Raw genomic sequence first — 18451 nt, 5'->3', positions numbered from 1 at the left:
GCGGCATGTTCGCCACTTCTTCGCTGACCGGCAGCAAGCCGGAACAATACGCCCAGCTGCTGGACCAGGCCCGTGGCCTGGTGCATGGCGAGAGCGACCGCATCGCCAACGCGGCCAACCTCTCGGCGCTGATCTACCATGCCGTGCCCCACCTCAACTGGGCCGGCTTCTACCTGTTCGACGGCACCGAGCTGGTGGTCGGCCCGTTCCAGGGCCTGCCCGCCTGCGTGCGCATTCCCCTGCACAAGGGCGTGTGCGGTGCGGCCGCCACCGAACGCGTGACCCAGCGCATCGACGACGTCGACGCCTTCCCGGGCCACATCGCCTGCGATTCGGCCTCGCGTTCGGAACTGGTGGTGCCGCTGGTCAAGGATGGCGCCCTGATCGGCGTGCTCGACCTCGACAGCCCGCTGCTGGCGCGTTTCGATGCCGACGACCAGGCCGGCCTGGAAGCCATCGCCGCCGTGTTCATCGACGCACTGCGATGAGCACCCTGCAGCTGCGCAACATCGGCCCGAAAAGCGCGGCATGGCTGCGCCAGGTCGGCCTGCGCAGCCGCGAAGAACTGCTCGCCATCGGCTCGGTGGGGGCCTTCGTCAAGGTGCGAAGGGCCGGCTTCAAGCCCAGCCTCAACCTGCTGTATTCGCTGGAAGGCGCCTTGCTGGACTGCCACTGGCAGGACCTGACCGAAGCCCAGCGCAGCGCGCTGGTGCAGGATTACGAAGCGCGCATCGCCCTGCAGCCGCTGAAAGCGCCGGGGCCTGCCTCCGGCCCGGTACGCGAACATCGCTTCGACGACAACAACGACTGACGGCTTTTGATCCTGGTGGGTGACGACCGCTCGCCGTGGTGGGTGACGACCGCTGGCCGTGGTGGGTGACGACCGTTGGTCGTCACGCTTTCGGCGCCGGCGCCCCCCATCAGGGCTGCTGCAGTTCCAGCAGTTCGCCCCACAGCCCCGCGTCCCCGCGCTCCACCCGCAGCCGCAGGCGCGTGCCGTGGTCGATGCGCAGCGCCCAGCACAGTGCCACCGGCAGGCCACACACCTGCGACAGCACCATCCGCAGCGGCCCTCCATGGCTGACGATCAGCGTCGGTGCCGCGTCCTGCTCTTCTTCCTCATCGAACAATCGGTCCAGCGCGCGCGCGATGCGGCGCTCGAAGCAACCCCAGCTTTCGCCATTCGGCGGGGCGAACGCATGCGGATCGCGATGGAAACCAAGCAGTTCCTGTTCCGGCAGGGCCTCGATCGCCAGGCCGTCCCAGTCGCCGAAATCGAGTTCTTCCCACTCTGCATCCGGCTGCACGTCCAGCCCGCGCGGCACCGCCAGCGCGACCGCGGTATGCAGCGCGCGCAGGCGTGGCGAGCTGATCACCCGTTCCCACTCATGGCCTTGGTAAGCCGCGCACAGCGCATCGTGCGCCCCGGGCAGCAGCGGCGGATCGGTGCGACCGTCCAAGTGGGTGTCGCGGCCGGTGCTGGCGTGGCGGACCAGGTCCAGGATCATCGCTTGGCCCCGCTGCACCGGTCCGGGATCAGCGGGCAGGCACCCGGGCCTTGGGACAAGGGGGCAACGCAGTACGGCATGGACGTCATGGGCAGATCTGGAACGAAACAGGGGCCATTCTAGTGCACCGACGCACGCGGCCTGCATCACCGCACGCGATGGCTTAGACTGCGCGCACTTCAAGGTGACCTGCGGCGTCGGCTGGCAGGTTGAAACGGGAAGCCGGTGACGCATCCAGGTGATGCCACTCCGGCGCTGCCCCCGCAACGGTAAGCACGTCACAAGCGGACCTCACGCCACTGTGCCCCCGGGCATGGGAAGGCGTCCGCCCGGTGGACCTCCACCGACGGCAAGCCCGGAGACCGGCCCGGAAGCACCAGGTTGCGATGCGGTGGGCATCGGCGACGGCCACCGCGTCCTGCGCGGTGCGCATCGCCCTGTCCCCGCGTTGCAGCTCCCTTTTTGTCCGCGCGGGCGTGCGCGGCAGTTGGAGTTACCCCATGACATTGCAGTCCCGAATCCTCTCCCTGGCCGTGCTGGCCGCACTGCCTGGCATGGCTGGCGCACAGGACGCGGCCACCGCGCTGGACCAGGTGCTGGTCACCGCCACGCGTACCCCGATCGCGCTTGCCGACAGCCTCAACCCGGCGCAGGTGATCGACCGCAGCGCCATCCAGGCCAGCCAGGCCACCTCGCTGCAGGACCTGCTGCGCGGCCGCGCCGGCATCAACCTGGCCAACACCGGCGGACTCGGCAAGCAGACGTCGCTGTTCCTGCGCGGCACCAATTCCTCGCACACCGTGGTGCTGGTCGATGGGGTGCGCATCAACACCGGTGACTTCGGCCTGGCCATGCTGCAGGACCTGCCACTGGCGCAGATCGAACGCGTGGAGATCGTGCGCGGCCCGCAGTCCAGCCTGTACGGCGCCGATGCGATCGGCGGGGTGGTGCAGATCTTCACCCGGCGTGGCAGCGGCGGCTTCGCACCGCACCTGGAACTGGGCGGCGGCAGCAACGGCCTGCACCAGGCCAGTGGCGGCATCGGCGGCGGTACCGAGCGTGGCTGGTTCGGCCTGGACATCGCCTACCAGCACAGCGATGGCATCGATGCGTGCCGCGGTTCGGCGGCGACCTTCCAGGGCTGTGGCGCGGACGAGCCGGATCGCGATGGCTACCGCAATCTTTCCAAGAGCGCGCGTGGTGGCTACACCTTCAACCCACAGTGGAGCGTGGAAGGCAGCGCCCTGCGCGCCGAAGGCGAGAACCACTACGACGGCTACTACAACTACTCTGAAACGCTGCAGCAGGTGCTCGGCGGCAAGCTCCGCTACACCCCGTCCGAGCGCCTGGCGGTGACTGCCAGTATCGGCCGCAGCGACAACGAATCGGACAACAGCGGACCGTTCGATGCGTTTGGCAGCGCGCAGACCCATCGCGACAGCGCCTCGCTGCAGGTCGACGCCAGCCTGGCCGACAACCAGCTGCTGAGCGGCGGCGTGGACTGGAGTGATGACAGCCTGGATGGCAGCAGCGCCGGCTACCTGGTCGACAGCCGTGACAACACCGGCGTGTTCGTGCAGTACCAGGGTCGCTTCGGCCGGCACCAGCTGCAGGCCAGCGTGCGCAACGATGACAACCAGCAGTTCGGCAACCACACCACCGGTTCACTGGCCTGGGGTCTGGAACTGGGCGCGGGCTGGAAGCTCACCGCCAGCCACGGCACCGCGTTCAAGGCGCCGACCTTCAGCGATCTGTACGACCCGTGGAGCGGGGTGGCCACGCTGGATCCGGAAAAGGCACGCAGCAGCAACATCGGCATCGCGCAGCAGGGCCAGGGCTGGCGCTGGGGCCTGGATGTGTATGAGACGCGCGTGGATGACCTGATCACCTACGACGCGGCCACCTTCGGCATGACCCAGGTGGAAAAGGCCCGCATCCGCGGCGCCGAGCTGACCGGCGCCACCACCTTGGCCGGCTTCGACCTCAACGCACAGCTGAGCTACACCGCACCGCGCAACCGTACCGTCGGTGCGCAGTACGACAACTGGCTGGCGCGACGTGCGCAGCAGACCGCTCGCATCGACCTGGACCGCCGCTTCGGCGACCTGCGCGTCGGCCTGACCGGCTTCGGCGCCGGCAAGCGCTACGACGATGCCGCCAACACGGTGAAGCTCGCGGGCTATGGCACCCTGGACCTGCGGTTGGAGTACGCGCTCAGCGATGACTGGTCGGTGCTCGCAAGGGCCGCCAACTTGTTCGACCGCCGCTACGAAACGGTCGCCTGGTACAACCAGCCAGGCCGCGAATACCAGCTGAGCGTGCGTTACCAGCCGAAGTAACGCGCACGGCCCGTCATCGGTCGCGCCGAAGGCAGCGGCAGGAGCCGCTGCCAACGTCGCTTGCGACGGCCCGTGGGGTGCCGGTCAGGACGACCGGCGTACCCATGGTCGGCGAGCGCAGCGGGCCCTCAGCCCGCGCGCAAGCCCGGCAACTGGCGCAGGTCGTCGACCACCGCCACCGCCGCGTTGTGCTGCAGGTCCAGCCCGCGGGGATAGCCGTAACGAACCAGCGCCACCGGCATGCCGGCATCAAGCGCGGCGCGGTAGTCGGTCAACGAATCCCCCACCATCAGGCACTCGCCGGGCGCAGCACCGAAGTGGCCGGCGATATGCCGCAGCGGCTCGCCACTGGGCTTGCGCTGCGGCAACGAATCGCCGCCCAGTACCAGCGCGAACCGATCACCGATGCCCAGGTGATCCAGCAGCGGTTGTACCAGCGCACTCGGCTTGTTGGTGCAGATCGCCATCGGCACACCACGTTCCTGCAGCTGCTGCAGTGCCTCGGCGACGCCATCGAACAGCCGCGGGCTGCGCAGCAGGCACTCGCGGTAGTGCACCATGAAGCCCGGCATCACCCGATCCAGGTCGATCGTGCTGCCTGCCGCGGTGAACGCCTGCTCCACCAGCCGACGCACGCCGTCACCGATCCAGGTCAGTACGGTGGCTTCGGCCACCCGCGGCAGCTGCCAGTCTTCCAGCGTGCGGTTCAATGCTTCGGCGATGTCGCCGGCACTGTCCACCAGCGTGCCGTCCAGGTCGAACACCACCAGCGGATACGGGTACGTCGCTACGTCGCTCACAGGCCTGCCATGTCATGCGGGGGAGCCTGCAGTGTAACGGCCGCCCACGGCCACTTCATTGACCGGGGCTGGCTAGCAGTACGCGGCAAACGCCGGGCTGGAGAACCGTTCCACCAGGAAATCGACGAAGCTGCGCAGCAGGGTGGACTGCTGCCGACGCGAGGCATACACCGCATGCAGTCCCATTTCTTCCAGCGAATGATCGGCGAGCAATGCGACCAGCTCACCGCTGGCCAACAGCGGATTCACCTGGTAGGCCGGCAGCATCGCGATGCCGGTGCCACTGCGCACCGCCTCCAGCAGCAGCGACGAATCGTTGGCACTGATGTTGCCGCTCACGCTGACCGCCACCTCGCGTCCATCCCGCTGCAGGCGCCATACGCCCTTTCCAACGTAATGGTGGGTCAGGCAGTTGTGCGTGGCCAGCTGTTCGGCGCTGCTCGGCGTGCCCTGCCGCTGCAGGTAGGCCGGCGCGGCGCACAGCACCGAACGGCAATCGGCCAGCCGACGCGCGATCAATGCCGGGTCGATCTGCCGCGATATGCGAACCGCCAGGTCGATCCGCTCCTCCACCAGGTTGACGATGCGGTCCACCATCAACAGTTCGATACGCGCTTGCTTGTAGCGCTTCACGTAGTCGGCTACGGCCGGGGCCAGGTGCAGCTGGCCGAACGACACGCTGGCCGTCACCCGCAGCACGCCATGGGGTTCGGGATCCTGGCTGGCCAGCTCGTCTTCCAGCTCCTGGCGCACGCCACGCATCTGCTGGAACCGCGTCAGCGCGATCTCGCCCGGCCCGGTCAGCCCGACCCGGCGGGTGGTCCGGTGCAGCAGGCGCGCACCCAGCCACTGCTCCAGCGCGGCAAGGTAGCGGGTGACCATCGGCCGCGACATGTCCAGCGCCTCCGCAGCTGCGGTCAGGCTGCCGCGCTCGGCGACTTCAATGAACACATCGATGGCGGTCAGTCGGTCCATCTGCTCGATCCATGCAACAAACATGATCGTTATACGCTGTTTTTCGATCATGTACGGGCGCCTACAGTGACCGCTCACCCCGCTACGGAACGCCCCCCCATGAAGATCGCCCTTGTCGGTGCCACCGGCAACATCGGCCGCCAGATCGCCCGCCATGCGCTGGCCAACGGCCATCAGGTCACCGCCATCGTACGCAGTGAGAAACAGCTGCCCGCCGAACTGGACGGCGCCGCGCTGGCCATCGCCCCGCTGGATGACGGTGCCGCGCTGGCGGCCGTGATTGCCGGCCACGATGTGCTGGCCAGTGCCTACGGTCCGCGCCCGGGCGATGACATCGGCCAGATCGCGGTGGTTGCCGGGCAGCTGCTCCAAGCCGCGCGCCAGGCCGGCGTGCCGCGCCTGGTGGTGGTGGGCGGTGCAGGCAGCCTGGAAGTCGCACCGGGGGTGCAGCTGGTGGATACCCCGGATTTCCCGGCCGCTTACAAGCCGTTTGCACTGGCCGCACGCGAGGCGCTGAAGAAGCTCCAGGCCGTGCAGGACATCGACTGGACGTTCTTCTCGCCGGCCGCGGAAATCGGCCCGGGCGAAGAGCGCGCGCAGTATCGCGTGCAGGCCCGCACCTTCCTCGCTGACGCCGAAGGCCACAGCCGCATCAGCTACGCCGACTACGCCGCCGCGTTCGTGGAAGAACTGGAAACCCACGCCCACCCGCGCCAGATCATCACCGCCGCGTACTGAAACCCAAAAAAGGGGACGGAGGGAATTAAGTTCGCTTAATTCCCTCCGTCCCCTTTTTGGAACAGGTCGCCCTGCAGCACCGGTTCGCGCTCGCGGAAGCCGCCCAGGCCGACGCCCACCAAGCGGTACAGCGTGTCCGGCGGCAGCTCCACGCGCTCGCGCAGCGCCAGGGCGATGTCGCGCAGTTCCTCCATCGATTCCGGTGCGCGTTCCGGCGTGTAGCTGCGGGTGAGGATGCGGAACTGCGAGGTCTTCAGTTTCAGCACCACCGTGTGCCCGGTGCGGTCGGTCCTGCGCGTGGCGTTCCAGGTTTTCTCCGCCAGCTGGGCGATCGCCGGCGCCAGTGCGTCCAGTGGAACATCCTCGGCGAAGGTGTCTTCGGAGGAAATCGACTGCACCTGCTGGTCCGGCTCCACCGGCCGTTCGTCGATACCACGGGCACGGTTGTACAGACTGCGACCGAAGCTGCCGAAGGCCTCTTCCAGCGCAGCCAGCGACCAGCTGCGCAGGTCACCACAGGTCACGATGCCACGCGCCGCCAACTTGCCTTCCATCACCTTGCCCACGCCCGGCACCTTCTTCACCGGCAGCGGCAGCAGGAACGCATCCACGCGCTGCGGGGTCACCACGAACTGGCCATCAGGCTTGCGCCAGTCCGATGCGATCTTGGCCAGGAACTTGTTCGGCGCGATGCCCGCCGAGGCGGTCAGCGCGGTTTCATCGCGGATCTGCGCGCGGATTTCGCGCGCGATGTCGGTCGCCAGCGCGATCCCGGATTTCGGCACGGTGACATCCAGGTACGCTTCGTCCAGCGACAACGGTTCCACCAGGTCGGTATGGCGCAGGAAAATCTCGCGCACCTGCCGGGAAACGGCCTTGTAGCGTGCGAAGTCCGGCGGCACGAACACCGCATCCGGACACAGCCGCTCGGCACGCAACGCCGGCATCGCCGAACGCACGCCGAACACCCGCGCCTCGTAGGACGCCGCACACACCACCGAACGCGCGCCACGCCATGCCACCACCACCGGCCGGCCGCGCAGGGACGGATCGTCGCGTTGCTCCACCGACGCGTAGAAGGCGTCCATGTCAACGTGGATGATCTTGCGCATAGTCCTCATCATGGGTGGTAAGAAGGCATTCGGCCCGGGTGGGCCACACGCCGAAGTATGGTCGTTGCACATCAACAGGATGCGCGTTTTCAGCGGCAGACACTACGCGGGCGTACGGTGGAAAAGTTTGATCGCGACCTGTGCTGTCATGCATCCTCGGGCGCTTGATCTTCCGTTCTTCGCTTCCAGGATCGTGCTTTCCATGACTCGTCTCCACGCGTTCGACCGCGACCAGCTGCTGGCCAGCGCCCGCGGTGAACTGTTCGGCGCAAGCGCCGGGCGCCTGCCCAACGACCCGATGCTGATGTTCGACCGCATCACCGACATCCGCGACGACGCCGGTCCGCATGGCAAGGGCATGGTACGCGCCGAACTGGATATCCGTCCGGACCTGTGGTTCTTCAACTGCCATTTCATCGGCGATCCGGTGATGCCCGGTTGCCTGGGCCTGGATGCGATGTGGCAGCTCACCGGCTTCTTCCTGACCTGGCTGGGCGCACCCGGCCGCGGCCGTGCGCTGGGCTGTGGCGATGTGAAGTTCACCGGCCAGGTGTTGCCGGACGCCAAGCTGGTCAGCTATGAAATCGACATCACCCGCGTCATCAACCGCAAGCTGGTGATGGCCCAGGCCGACGCCCGCATGCTGGTGGATGGCCGCGAAATCTACGTCGCCAAGGATCTGCGCGTGGGTCTTTTCACCTCCACCGAGAACTTCTGATGCGTCGCGTCGTCATTACCGGAATGGGCATCACCTCGTGCCTGGGCAACGACCTGGACACGGTGTCGGCCAACCTGCGCGCCGGCAAGGCCGGCATCACCTACCTGGCAGACCACGCCGAAGCCGGGCTGCGCAGCCAGGTCGGCGGCCGCGTCGACCTGGACCTGGATGCGCAGATCGACCGCAAGCTGAAGCGTTTCATGAGCGATGCTTCGGCCTTCGCCTACATCGCCGCACGCGATGCCATCGCCGATGCCGGGCTGACCCCGGAACAGGTGAGCAACCCGCGTACCGGCCTGATCGCCGGTTCCGGCGGTGGCTCCAGCGAATGGCAGGTGGAAGCGGCTGACATCCTGCGCAGCCGTGGCGTGCGCAAGGTCGGCCCGTACATGGTGCCGCGCACGATGTGCAGCACGGTCTCGGCCTGCCTGGCCACCGCTTACCAGATCAAGGGCCTGAGCTATTCGCTGTCGGCGGCCTGCGCCACCTCCGCGCATTGCATCGGTGCGGCGGCCGACCTGATCCGCCACGGCGCACAGGACATCATGCTGGCCGGCGGCGGTGAAGACCTGCACTGGTCGATGAGCGTGATGTTCGATGCGATGGGCGCGCTGTCGACCAGTTTCAACGAGACTCCGGCCACCGCCTCGCGTCCGTACGACAAGGACCGCGACGGCTTCGTCATCGCCGGTGGTGGCGGCATGCTGGTACTGGAAGACTACGACCACGCCATCGCGCGCGGTGCCACCATCCACGCCGAGCTGATCGGCTACGGCGTGACCTCCGACGGTGCCGACATGGTCGCCCCGTCCGGCGAGGGCGCGGTGCGCTGCATGAAGATGGCGATGGAAAAGGTCGACCGTCCGCTGGACTACCTCAACACCCATGGCACCTCCACGCCGCTGGGCGATGTCACCGAACTGGGCGCGATCCGCGAAGTGTTCGGCGAATCGATCCCGCCGCTGTCCTCGACCAAGGCGCTGTCGGGCCATTCACTGGGCGCTGCCAGCGTGCATGAGGCGATCTACTGCCTGCTGATGATGCGCGATGGCTTCATCGCCGGTTCGGCCAACATCACCGAACTGGATCCGAAGGTGGAAGGCTTCCCGATCGTGCGCGAAAGCCGCGAGCAGAAGCTGGACACGGTGATGTCCAACAGCTTCGGTTTCGGCGGCACCAACGCCGCGCTGGTGTTCGGCCGGATGATGTAGTGACGGCTGCTGGCCGTCATGCTGTTGCTCTTGCCCCGGTAGGTGACGGCCGCTGGCCGTCAGCCTCGCCGCTGCGCTCGCCGAGCAGAACTCGGCGCTACCTCAACAGCGGCAGCAGCAGCGCGCGCACATCATGCAGCGACTCCACGATGCGATGCCCCAGCGCGCGCACCGCCGCATCCGGATGCACCAGGTCGGGAATCTGGATGGTGGTCATGCCCGCGGCCAAGGCAGCACGCGTCCCGGTCGGTGAATCCTCCAGTGCCAGGCAGTGCGTGGGCTCCTTGCCCAGCCGCTGTGCGGCCAGCAGGTAGATGTCCGGCGCCGGCTTGGGATGCTGCACGTCGCTGCTGGTCACCACCGTGTCGAAGTAGTGCAGCAGGCCGCTGGCCGCCAGCTTGCGGCTGGCGCGCGGCTGCCGCGTCGACGTAGCCACCGCGCGGGGTACACGGTGCTCCTTCAGCAGTTCCAGCAGTTCCAGGATGCCCGGACGCAGTGGCAGGCCGTCATGCGTGCGCGCGTCGTACAGCGCGTGGCAGTGCGCCAGCAGCGCATCGATGCGCGCGCCGTCGTCGATGTGACGCTGCAGCAGCTGCAGGCAATCCCGCTCGCCCAGCCCAACCATGTGAAGGAAGAAGCCTTCCGGCAACGCGATCTCCAGCGTCAGCGCCGCCTCGCTCCAGCACGCGATCGACACCCGTTCGCTGTCGATCATCAGCCCGTCCATGTCGAAGATCACCGCATCCGGGCGGAACGGCAAGGCAGGGATCGTGCTCACGGTGCGAACAGGGTCTCCAGGTCGGCAGCCGCCAACTGGCGCCACTGGCCTTCTTCCAGTCCTTCCAGGCCCAGCCCACCCACGCCGCTGCGATGCAGGGCCTGGACGTGGTTGCCGGTCGCGGCGAACATGCGCCGCACCTGGTGGTAGCGGCCTTCATGCAGCACCAGGCGCGCGTTGCGCGGCCCCTGCACGTCCAGCTCGGCCGGCATGAGCGGCGTCTTCTCCGATTCCAGCATCAGCGTGCCACTGGCGAACAGCGCCACCTCGTCACCGCGCAGGTCCTCGGCCAGCTCCACCTCGTACACCTTGGGCAGCTTGGACTTCGGCGAGATGATCCGGTGCAGCAGGCCACCGTCATCGGTCATCAGCAGCAGCCCGCTGGTATCGCGGTCCAGACGGCCCACCGTGGACAGCACCGGGTCGCGGTCGCGGAAACGCGAGGGCAGCAGGTCGTAGACCAGCCGCCCCTTGTCCTTGATCGAACAGGTCACTCCGCGCGGCTTGTACAGCGCGATGGTCAGCCCGACCGGCGGATCCAGCGGCTCGCCATCGACGCGGATCGCTTCATGGGCCACCTGGTCGTCGGCATACAGCACCTCGCCATCGGCATCGGTGATGCGTCCTTCGCGGAACATCCACTGCACCTGCTTGCGGCTGCCGTACCCCAGGTTGGCGATCAGCTTGACCAGCTTCACCGGCTGCCTCCGCGCACCGCCTCGAGCAGCTTGAAGCCATCGCGTTCGGCCAGCACCCGCACCGTGCCGAAGCTGTCGTTGAGCACGTTCTCGTACGGCAGGTGGCGGTTGGCCACCACGAACAGGCGCCCGCCGCGCTTGAGCGCCTGCGCCGCCACCGCGATGAAGCGCTGGCCGATGTCCGGGCGGTTCTCGCGCGAAGGGGTATGGAACGGCGGATTGCTGATGATCACGTCGTAGCCGGGCTCGATCCCGGCGGTCACGTCCTGCCACAGGAACTGCAGCGGCAGCGCACGCGGCGGCTCGGCCAGGTTGACCCGTGCCAGGTCCAGCGCGCGGCCTTCGGCCTCGTACAGGTCCAGTGCGGTGATCTTCGGGCAGCGCTCCAGCAGCTCACGCGACAGGTAGCCGTAACCGGCGCCGAGGTCGGCGGCACGCCCGGCCAGGTCGGCTGGCAGGTTTTCCGCCAGCAGCACCGATGCCGGGTCGGTGCGGTCCCACGCGAACACGCCCGGACGGCTGGTGAAGCGTCCGCCGAGGATCCTGCGCGGGGCGTCCAGGCTCGCCCAGCGGCTGGCCAGTTCGACATCGTGCTGGCCCTGCGCCGGCGCGCTCCAGTACACCCGGCAGTGGTTCTTGGTCAGGCTGCCGCCCAGGCCGGTGAGCTGCTTGAAGTCGCCCTCGCCGGAGCGCGCGCCCTCGTCGTTGTGCTGGCAGGCGACGATGGTGCCACCCGGCGCCACCAGCTGCAGGGCGCGGGCGAACAGTGCGCGGGCTTCGTCGCGCTGGCGCGGCGGCAGCACCAGCACCAGCCCGAAACGGCCCGCCTGGTCAGCGCCCAGCTCGGCGGACACCTCCAGCCCGGCCGATTCCAGCGCCTTGGCGAACGGGGCGAAGCTCTGCTCGCAGACCACTTCGCGGCCCTGCGCCTGTTCGCGCAGCGGCCAGCCGTCACGCGCCCGCAGGAAGGCGACCGGGCCTTCCGGCCAGCGCAGCAGGCCTTGGGAGAGCGGCAGGAACAGGGTCTGCAGGGGAGCGTCGTCGCGGGCGGCCATCGGGCACGTAAGCCTTGGGATCTTCAGGGGGCGTCCATTGTACCGGCTCGGCGCCACCGCCCCCGTGCCGGACCGCTTTGCGAAAACCGAACATCCCCTTGATGCCGCCCGAACGTCCCAGCGGTCAGGGTAAGAGGACCCATCCCAGCTCTGGAGATATCGAATGCGTGCCTTGTTCGTCGGTGGCGTGGTCGACAACAGCGAAATGGACCTGGAGGGCAGCCAGCCCCCGGTGCACTACCCGGAGGACACCGGTGGCGGCCACTCCCGCTACCGGCTGCACCAGGTCGGCAAGACCCGCGATGGGACCGTGGCCTATGCGGTCTACGGGGCTCCGGACATCACGGACGAGGAAGTCAGCCGGGTCGCCGATGAACGTGCCTACGAGCGCCGTTTCGAGGCCGAGGCTTCCTTGTTCGAACACTGATTCATGCGTGGGCCGGGCGGTCCCCGGCTCACTGCTTCAGCCAGGTCAATGCAGGGCGGTGCGTTCGCCGCTGGCCTGCACGTGGCGTACCGCCGCCACCAGCTGGGCCACCGAATACGGCTTGGCCACATGCTCCTGGAAACCCGATGCCAGTGCGCGACGCCGGTCATCAGCGCGGGCAAGCGCGGTTACCGCCACCGCGGGCAGCGCATCGGCGTCCACGCCCATGTCCTCGCGCAGCGTGCGGATGAGTCCATAACCGTCCATTCCGGGCATGCCGATATCGGTCAGCAGCACGTCGAAGCGTTGGTGCCGGTTCTCGTCCAGCAGCGCCAGCGCTTCGCCGGCAGACGATGCCGAGGTGACCGCTGCACCCTGCTCTTCCAGCATGCGACGCAGGTACTCAAGGACTTCCACCTGGTCTTCCACCGCCAGCAGATGCAGGCCGCGCAGCGGGTACGGTTCGACGATGCGCTCGATGATCGGGCCGCCGCTGATCACTTCTCGCAGTGGTCGTGAGCCCTGGTCGGGCGAGTAGCGCGGCAGGCGCACGGTGAAGGTCGCGCCGCAGCCATGGCCTTCGCTGGCCGCCGCCACGGTGCCGCCGTGCAGTTCCACCAGCTGCTGCACGATGGCCAGGCCCAGCCCCAGCCCGCCATGGCGGCGGGTGGTGGTGCCATCGGCCTGGCGGAAGCGGCCGAACAGGTGATTGAGGAACTCCGGTGCGATGCCATCGCCACTGTCCTGCACCGTCACCTGCCAGCCCTCCGGCAGGTCCTCCAGCCGCAGCATGATCGAGCCTTCGGCCGGGGTGAACTTGATCGCATTGGACAGCAGGTTCCACAGCACCTGCTGCATCCGGGTGGCATCGCCCAGCACCAGGCACGGACGGTCCGGCACGTCCACGGTCACGTCCAGCGCCTTGCCCTCGGCGACCAGCTCCTGTGCGCCCATTGCCTGGCGCAGCTGCTCGGCAAGGTCCAGCACTTCCACTTCCAGCTGTACCTTGCCCAGCAGCATGCTGCTCAGGTCCAGCATGTCCGATATCAGCCGCTTCTGCGCATTGGCGCTGCTGGCGATCACGCCCAGGCCCTTGCGCAGTGGACTGTCCGGTTCCACCCGCTGCAGCAGCAGCTCGCTCCAGCCCAGGATGGTGGTCAGCGGCGTGCGCAGCTCGTGGGACAGGGTGGCCAGGAATTCGTCCTTCAGCCGCGCGGTGTTTTCCGCTGCGGCGCGCGCGGTGCGCTCGGACTGCAGCAGCTCTTCGCGTGCCAATTCAATATCGCGTCGTTCGGTCACGTCCGGGCTGCTGCCGGCCAAACCGACGAAGTGCCCATTGCGCGAAAAACGCGGCCGGGCGTTCATTTCCAGCCAGCGCCACTCGCCGTCGGCGCGCCGGGCACGCACCAGGGCATTCATCGAGCGCTGCGCACTCAACGCGCCGCGCAGTTCGTGCTCGAACACCGAAGCATCATCGGGATGCACCAGCCCGCGCCAGACATCTTCCGGCACGCGGTTTTCATCACCGCCGAAGAACTCGGTAAAGGCGCTGTTGACGAAACGCGAGTGACCCTGCTCATCCAGCACCCAGACCGGCATCGGCAGGCCGTCTGCCAGGGCACTGAAGCGCGCCTCGCTTTCGCCCAGCTCGCCTTCCATCCGTTTGCGTGCGCTCACATCGAAAAACAGCACCGCGACCGTGTCATCGCCCTCGGCACCCACCCGCACGGCATCGACCGAATAGGCGCGGCCCAGCGCCTTGGCCTCCAGTTCGAACTGCGTCGCCTCACCGGTACGCGCTACGTGCCCGTAGATGGTGAACCAGTCCTTCTCGTGGTTGGGTTCAAGCTCGCTCATCCGCCGCCCGATCGGATCCACCAGCCCGGTATGGCGTTCGAACGCCGGATTGACTTCCAGGAACACATAGTCAACGGGATGGTCCTGCTCGTCGAAGAGGACTTTGATCACGCAGAAGCCCGCGTGCATGCGCTCCAGCGCGTGCTGGTACAGGCTTGCGCCACCTGCGGCGGCGTGTGCGGGCAGGGCTTCCAGGGTCGAATTCACAGGGGACAAGGGCTTGGGCCACTGGGTAGCAATACATACAGCATGGTCCAGACTGCGTATTCGCAGCGTCAAGCGCCGGGCGTCATGTCCGGCGTGATGAACTTCCCGTAAGCGCATGCCCGGGCGTGCTGGAGTGCAGCTTGTCCGGCGCGCCAGGCAGGACCACACTGGGGGCCACACTTACAGCGCTGCCACACGGCGCAGGAGCCTGCCATGAGCCGCCTTTCACTACGCAGCCTGCTGCTGGCAGTCCTGCTCGCCACTTCCGCCGGTGCCGCACTGGCCGCCCCGCGCACCGTGACCGATCCGCAGGCGCCGCGCGCGCTTGAAGCGTCCGGCCCGGTCAGCGTGCAGTGGAACGACCCCAAAACCTTCACCGAGCTGCGCAACAGCACCAACCGCTTCGAGGCCGAGCGCGGCAACTGGGTTCATCAATTGGCCGAGTACGCGCGCAAAACCGCAGAGAAGACCCTGCAGCCCGGCCAGACGCTGGACATCACCTTCGTCGACATCAAGCGCGCAGGCGATTTCGAACCGTGGCACGGTCCGCGTGCCAGCGATATCCGGATCATGCGCGACATCTACCCGCCGCGTATCACCCTGCAGTACGCACTGAAGGACGCGGGCGGCCGGGTGCTGGACCAGGGCGAAGCCGCGCTGCGCGATTCCGGCTTCCTGCACGGCAGCACCGGCATGCAGAGCAGCAGTGACCCACTGCGTTACGAGAAGAAGCTGATCGACGACTGGGTGCGCCGCGACCTGGCCAAGCGGATCGCCGCCACCCCATCCGCTGGATGACGATCCAGGCGGGTGGGTGACGGCCGAGGCCTGGTGGGTGATGAGGGTGACGACCGTTGGTCGTTACGCTCTCCCCTTCCCCTCACCCCTCAACATACTCCCGGCGCACGCGCTTCACCGCGCACGGCAGCTGGTAAGCGCTGACCCCACAACGCGGCGCCAGCTCGGCCAGGCTCAGCGCCTGCCCACCCCACAGCTGCACCTCGCTGCCCACGCCCGCCTGCGGGAGTGCGGTGAGATCCACGGTCAGCATGTCCATCGACACCCGGCCGATCAGCACACCCGGCTGGTCGTCGATCACCACCGGCGTGCCGTTCGGCGCGAACTGCGGATAGCCGTCGGCATAACCCATCGCTACCACGCCCACCCGGGTTCGCTGGCTGGCCACGAAGCGTGCGCCGTAGCCGACCGGCTCGCCTGCTTCGATCCAGCGCTCGGCGATCACCTTCGAACGCATGTTCATCACCGGGCGCAGGCGCGCGGTCACCGTGGAATCAACCGCCAACGGGTTGGCGCCGTACAGCATCAGGCCCGGACGCACCCAATTACTGCGCACATCCGGCCAGCCCAGCAACGCAGGCGAATTGCAGATGCTGGTCTCGCCGGCCAGCCCGGCCGTGGCCGTTGCAAACACCGCCGCCTGTTCGTGGGTGCGTCCGCTGTCCAGCTCATCGGCACGCGCCAGGTGGGTCATCATGACGATGCGACCGACCTGCGGCAGCGCGGAAAGGCGTGCATGTGCGGCACGGAAGGCATCCACGTCCAGCCCGAGCCGATGCATCCCGCTGTCCAGCTTCAGCCATACCGTCAGGGCCAGCGGACTGTCGAAGGCGGCAAGCGCCTCGACCTGCCACGGCGAACCCACGGCGGTCCACAACCGGTGTTCGGCGATCAACGGCAGCTCGCTGGCTTCAAAGAAGCCTTCCAGCAGCAGGATCGGGGCGGAAATACCGGCCGCACGCAGTTCCAGCGCTTCTTCGATGGTCGCCACCGCGAAGCCATCGGCTTCGCTTTGCAGCGCCTGCGCGCAGCGCACCGCACCGTGGCCGTAGGCATCGGCCTTGACCACCGCCAACGCCTTGCCACCGCCCAGCTCGCGCGCGAGGCGGTAGTTGCTACGCAGCGCATCCAGGTCGATCAACGCACGTGCAGGGCGCATCAGCGGCGCCCCGCGTGCGCGTCCGCAGCGCGCTTGCCGCCATAGCGGAAGATATCCAGGCCCTCGGTGCTGATCTGCGGCTGGCGCGCGCTCATCAGATCGGCCAGGTAACGGCCGGACCCGCACGCCATGGTCCAGCCCAGGGTGCCGTGTCCGGTGTTGAGGAACAGGTTGCGCAACGGCGTGGCGCCGATCACCGGCGTGCCGTCCGGGGTTGCCGGGCGCAGTCCGGTCCAGAACTCGGCTCGCGACAGGTCGCCGCCCTTCGGGTACAGGTCACGCACCACCAGCTCCAGCGTCTGCCGGCGACGCGGCGACAGGGACAGGTCGAAGCCGGCCACTTCGGCCATGCCACCGACCCGGATGCGGTTGTCGAAGCGGGTGACCGCCACCTTGTAGCTTTCGTCCAGGATGGTCGAGGTGGGCGCCATCGCCGGGTCGGTGATCGGCAGGGTCAGTGAGTAGCCCTTCAGCGGATACACCGGCAGGTCCAGTCCCAGCGGGGCCACCAGCGCCGGCGAATAGCTGCCGAGTGCCACCACGTAGTGATCCGCGGTTTCCAGCTTGCCGTCCACGCGCACGCCGGTGATGCGGTCACCTTCGTGCTCTATCCCGGCGATATCCACGTCGTAGCGGAACTCCACGCCGGCCTCGGCCGCCATCGCGGCCAGCCGGCGGGTGAACAACTGGCAGTCACCGGTCTGGTCGCGCGGCAGGCGCAGCGCGCCGACCAGCCCGTCAACGTGGGCCAGCGCGGGTTCGGCGGCGATGATGCCGGCACGGTCCAGCACTTCGTACGGCACGCCATACTGCGCCAGTACCTCGATGTCCTGCGCCGAAGCGTCCAGCTGCTGCTGGGTACGGAACAACTGGGTGGTGCCCAGGTCACGCCCTTCATAGTCGATGCCGGTCTCGGCACGCAGCTGGTTCAGGCAGTCGCGGCTGTACTCGGACATGCGCACCATGCGCGCCTTGTTGATCGCATAGCGTTCCTGCGTGCAGTTGCGCAGCATCTGCCACAGCCAGCGGTACTGGGCCAGGTCCATGCCCGGACGGATCGCCAGCGGCGGGTGCTTTTCAAACAGCCAGCCGATCGCCTTCTTCGGCACGCCCGGCGCCGCCCACGGCGAGGTGTAGCCGAACGACAGCTGCCCGGCATTGGCGAAACTGGTCTCCAGTGCCGGTCCCGGCTGGCGATCGAGCACGGTGACTTCGAAACCGGCCTGGCGCAGGTACCAGGCACTGGTGGTGCCGATGACGCCGCTGCCGAGGATGAGAACGCGCATGAGACCTCTCCAACCCGATCAATTCCCTGCGCAGGAGCACGCCGGGACCATAATCAGACAAGTATAGTCAGCCTGATCCAGCGAATTTGCGCGTTTTATGAAAGCGGGGCAGCATATTTCACTGAAAACCATCTGCACAGGGCGACACCGTGGCCACCCGCACCCGCGAACTGGACAAAATTGACAGGAAAATCCTGAGGATCCTGCAGGCCGAAGGCCGGATCTCCTTCACCGAGCTGGGCGAACGCGTCGGCCTGTCCACCACGCCATGCACCGAGCGCGTACGCCGCCTGGAACGTGAAGGCGTGGTCACCGGCTACCACGCCCACCTGGATCCGAGCGCACTGAAAGCGAGCCTGCTGGTGTTCGTTGAAATCAGCCTGGCCTACAAATCCGGCGACATCTTCGAAGAGTTCCGACGCGCCGCGCTGAAGCTGCCCAACGTGCTGGAATGTCACCTGGTCTCCGGCGATTTCGACTATCTGTTGAAGGCGCGCATCAGTGAGATGGCTTCGTACCGCAAGCTGCTGGGCAGCACCCTGCTGACCCTGCCGCACGTGCGCGAATCCAAGAGTTACATCGTGATGGAAGAGGTCAAGGAGACCTGGAGCCTGCCGATCCCGGACTGAGCGGTCGAACGGGTGAGGCCCCCTCGCGGGTGTTGTTTGTTGCCGCAGCTGGGTTGGGCCGGGCGGTGGGGCTGTGCGGGGGACGGCAGAAGCTGCATCCATGCGGGCCTCGTTTCGCGCCATCCATGGCGCGGGTACACGTCATCGCATTCGCGC

18 protein-coding genes, 1 pseudogene and 1 riboswitch are annotated in these 18451 nt (G+C 67.5%); of the genes and pseudogenes, 9 read left to right on the top strand and 10 right to left on the bottom strand.

What is annotated here, in order from left to right; genetic code table 11:
• The first annotated feature begins 5 nt into the window (after positions 1 to 5).
• Together CXG43_RS12010 and CXG43_RS12005 are read left to right on the top strand one after the other, a co-directional pair.
• On the top strand, positions 6 to 488 hold the full coding sequence (locus tag CXG43_RS12010; protein ID WP_101100152.1) for a GAF domain-containing protein: 483 nt from the start codon (positions 6 to 8) through the stop codon (positions 486 to 488).
• A pseudogene (locus CXG43_RS12005) lies at positions 485 to 751 on the top strand (TfoX/Sxy family protein); the annotation flags it as partial. The gene CXG43_RS12010 and the pseudogene CXG43_RS12005, both read left to right, overlap by 4 nt.
• Before the next feature lie 169 nt (positions 752 to 920).
• Here the strand turns inward: CXG43_RS12005 and CXG43_RS12000 are convergent.
• Positions 921 to 1508: a histidine phosphatase family protein gene (locus CXG43_RS12000; protein WP_101100150.1), complete on the bottom strand. Its 588-nt coding sequence runs from the start codon at positions 1506 to 1508 to the stop codon at positions 921 to 923.
• Positions 1509 to 1673: 165 nt separating this feature from the next.
• A riboswitch (cobalamin riboswitch) is annotated at positions 1674 to 1894 on the top strand.
• A gap of 114 nt (positions 1895 to 2008) precedes the next feature.
• Here CXG43_RS12000 and btuB point away from each other — a divergent pair.
• Positions 2009 to 3847 (top strand): TonB-dependent vitamin B12 receptor, encoded by a 1839-nt coding sequence (gene btuB / locus CXG43_RS11995; RefSeq protein ID WP_101100149.1) that lies wholly within the window; start codon positions 2009 to 2011, stop codon positions 3845 to 3847.
• Positions 3848 to 3975: 128 nt separating this feature from the next.
• Here btuB and gph read toward each other — a convergent pair whose 3' ends face one another.
• Together gph and CXG43_RS11985 are read right to left on the bottom strand one after the other, a co-directional pair.
• Positions 3976 to 4647, bottom strand: a complete 672-nt coding sequence (gph, locus tag CXG43_RS11990; protein WP_101100148.1) for a phosphoglycolate phosphatase — start codon at positions 4645 to 4647, stop codon at positions 3976 to 3978.
• 72 nt (positions 4648 to 4719) lie between these two features.
• Positions 4720 to 5622, bottom strand: a complete 903-nt coding sequence (locus CXG43_RS11985; protein WP_101100270.1) for a LysR family transcriptional regulator — start codon at positions 5620 to 5622, stop codon at positions 4720 to 4722.
• Between the two features lie 99 nt (positions 5623 to 5721).
• Here CXG43_RS11985 and CXG43_RS11980 point away from each other — a divergent pair, with 99 nt between their 5' ends.
• A complete protein-coding gene (locus CXG43_RS11980) occupies positions 5722 to 6360 on the top strand; it encodes an NAD(P)H-binding protein (RefSeq protein ID WP_101100147.1) in 639 nt (212 codons plus the stop codon).
• A 35-nt stretch (positions 6361 to 6395) separates the two neighbouring features.
• On the opposite strand, the gene dinB is transcribed toward CXG43_RS11980, so the two are convergent.
• Positions 6396 to 7481 carry a DNA polymerase IV gene (gene dinB / locus CXG43_RS11975; RefSeq protein WP_101100269.1) on the bottom strand — a complete coding sequence of 362 codons (1086 nt, stop codon included), beginning with the start codon at positions 7479 to 7481 and terminating at the stop codon, positions 6396 to 6398.
• 193 nt (positions 7482 to 7674) lie between these two features.
• Between dinB and fabA the strand changes: the two genes are divergently transcribed.
• Both fabA and fabB read left to right on the top strand, forming a co-directional pair.
• Positions 7675 to 8190, top strand: coding sequence for a 3-hydroxyacyl-[acyl-carrier-protein] dehydratase FabA (gene fabA, locus CXG43_RS11970; RefSeq protein ID WP_042614942.1), 516 nt, complete (start codon positions 7675 to 7677; stop codon positions 8188 to 8190).
• The gene (gene fabB, locus CXG43_RS11965; protein ID WP_101100146.1) at positions 8190 to 9401 is read left to right on the top strand and encodes a beta-ketoacyl-ACP synthase I; all 1212 of its coding nucleotides are present in this window, start codon (positions 8190 to 8192) and stop codon (positions 9399 to 9401) included. Before fabA ends, fabB begins: the two co-directional genes overlap by 1 nt.
• A 97-nt stretch (positions 9402 to 9498) precedes the next feature.
• Here fabB and CXG43_RS11960 read toward each other — a convergent pair whose 3' ends face one another.
• The 3 genes from CXG43_RS11960 to CXG43_RS11950 are packed head-to-tail and all read right to left on the bottom strand — an operon-like array spanning position 9499 to position 11932.
• On the bottom strand, positions 9499 to 10179 hold the full coding sequence (locus CXG43_RS11960; protein WP_101100145.1) for an HAD family phosphatase: 681 nt from the start codon (positions 10177 to 10179) through the stop codon (positions 9499 to 9501).
• Positions 10176 to 10877, bottom strand: a complete 702-nt coding sequence (locus CXG43_RS11955) for a pseudouridine synthase (RefSeq protein ID WP_042614945.1) — start codon at positions 10875 to 10877, stop codon at positions 10176 to 10178. Before CXG43_RS11955 ends, CXG43_RS11960 begins: the two co-directional genes overlap by 4 nt.
• Positions 10874 to 11932, bottom strand: a complete 1059-nt coding sequence (locus CXG43_RS11950) for a class I SAM-dependent methyltransferase (RefSeq protein ID WP_101100144.1) — start codon at positions 11930 to 11932, stop codon at positions 10874 to 10876. Before CXG43_RS11950 ends, CXG43_RS11955 begins: the two co-directional genes overlap by 4 nt.
• Positions 11933 to 12095: 163 nt before the next feature.
• Between CXG43_RS11950 and CXG43_RS11945 the strand changes: the two genes are divergently transcribed.
• On the top strand, positions 12096 to 12359 hold the full coding sequence (locus tag CXG43_RS11945) for a hypothetical protein (RefSeq protein ID WP_042614947.1): 264 nt from the start codon (positions 12096 to 12098) through the stop codon (positions 12357 to 12359).
• Positions 12360 to 12404: 45 nt separating this feature from the next.
• Here CXG43_RS11945 and CXG43_RS11940 read toward each other — a convergent pair whose 3' ends face one another.
• Positions 12405 to 14345 carry an ATP-binding protein gene (locus tag CXG43_RS11940; protein WP_101100268.1) on the bottom strand — a complete coding sequence of 647 codons (1941 nt, stop codon included), beginning with the start codon at positions 14343 to 14345 and terminating at the stop codon, positions 12405 to 12407.
• 291 nt (positions 14346 to 14636) lie between these two features.
• Between CXG43_RS11940 and CXG43_RS11935 the strand changes: the two genes are divergently transcribed.
• Positions 14637 to 15221: a DUF3016 domain-containing protein gene (locus CXG43_RS11935; RefSeq protein WP_101100143.1), complete on the top strand. Its 585-nt coding sequence runs from the start codon at positions 14637 to 14639 to the stop codon at positions 15219 to 15221.
• An 82-nt stretch (positions 15222 to 15303) separates the two neighbouring features.
• Here CXG43_RS11935 and alr read toward each other — a convergent pair whose 3' ends face one another.
• Positions 15304 to 16380, bottom strand: a complete 1077-nt coding sequence (alr, locus tag CXG43_RS11930; RefSeq protein WP_101100142.1) for an alanine racemase — start codon at positions 16378 to 16380, stop codon at positions 15304 to 15306.
• Complete coding sequence (locus CXG43_RS11925) at positions 16380 to 17666, bottom strand: D-amino acid dehydrogenase (protein WP_101100141.1); 1287 nt, start codon at positions 17664 to 17666, stop codon at positions 16380 to 16382. Before CXG43_RS11925 ends, alr begins: the two co-directional genes overlap by 1 nt.
• Before the next feature lie 149 nt (positions 17667 to 17815).
• On the opposite strand from CXG43_RS11925, the gene CXG43_RS11920 reads away from it, so the two are divergent.
• On the top strand, positions 17816 to 18295 hold the full coding sequence (locus CXG43_RS11920) for a winged helix-turn-helix transcriptional regulator (protein WP_042614952.1): 480 nt from the start codon (positions 17816 to 17818) through the stop codon (positions 18293 to 18295).
• Positions 18296 to 18451: the final 156 nt, after the last annotated feature.

It is taken from the genome of Stenotrophomonas sp. Bg11-02 (assembly GCF_002836635.1).
Lineage (GTDB): Bacteria > Pseudomonadota > Gammaproteobacteria > Xanthomonadales > Xanthomonadaceae > Stenotrophomonas > Stenotrophomonas lacuserhaii.
The sequence above is the reverse complement of the archived record's forward strand: the minus strand, read 5'-3'. Positions and strand labels throughout refer to the sequence as shown.

Excerpts from the sequence above, each read along its gene's own strand:
- CXG43_RS12010 (WP_101100152.1), top strand. The coding sequence starts at position 6 with ATGTTCGCCACTTCTTCGCTGACCGGCAGCAAGCCGGAACAATACGCC.
- CXG43_RS12000 (WP_101100150.1), bottom strand. The coding sequence starts at position 1,508 with ATGATCCTGGACCTGGTCCGCCACGCCAGCACCGGCCGCGACACCCAC.
- btuB (WP_101100149.1), top strand. The coding sequence starts at position 2,009 with ATGACATTGCAGTCCCGAATCCTCTCCCTGGCCGTGCTGGCCGCACTG.
- CXG43_RS11985 (WP_101100270.1), bottom strand. The coding sequence starts at position 5,622 with ATGGACCGACTGACCGCCATCGATGTGTTCATTGAAGTCGCCGAGCGC.
- CXG43_RS11980 (WP_101100147.1), top strand. The coding sequence starts at position 5,722 with ATGAAGATCGCCCTTGTCGGTGCCACCGGCAACATCGGCCGCCAGATC.
- dinB (WP_101100269.1), bottom strand. The coding sequence starts at position 7,481 with ATGAGGACTATGCGCAAGATCATCCACGTTGACATGGACGCCTTCTAC.
- fabA (WP_042614942.1), top strand. The coding sequence starts at position 7,675 with ATGACTCGTCTCCACGCGTTCGACCGCGACCAGCTGCTGGCCAGCGCC.
- fabB (WP_101100146.1), top strand. The coding sequence starts at position 8,190 with ATGCGTCGCGTCGTCATTACCGGAATGGGCATCACCTCGTGCCTGGGC.
- CXG43_RS11950 (WP_101100144.1), bottom strand. The coding sequence starts at position 11,932 with ATGGCCGCCCGCGACGACGCTCCCCTGCAGACCCTGTTCCTGCCGCTC.
- CXG43_RS11945 (WP_042614947.1), top strand. The coding sequence starts at position 12,096 with ATGCGTGCCTTGTTCGTCGGTGGCGTGGTCGACAACAGCGAAATGGAC.
- CXG43_RS11940 (WP_101100268.1), bottom strand. The coding sequence starts at position 14,345 with ATGCACGCGGGCTTCTGCGTGATCAAAGTCCTCTTCGACGAGCAGGAC.
- CXG43_RS11935 (WP_101100143.1), top strand. The coding sequence starts at position 14,637 with ATGAGCCGCCTTTCACTACGCAGCCTGCTGCTGGCAGTCCTGCTCGCC.
- alr (WP_101100142.1), bottom strand. The coding sequence starts at position 16,380 with ATGCGCCCTGCACGTGCGTTGATCGACCTGGATGCGCTGCGTAGCAAC.
- CXG43_RS11925 (WP_101100141.1), bottom strand. The coding sequence starts at position 17,666 with ATGCGCGTTCTCATCCTCGGCAGCGGCGTCATCGGCACCACCAGTGCC.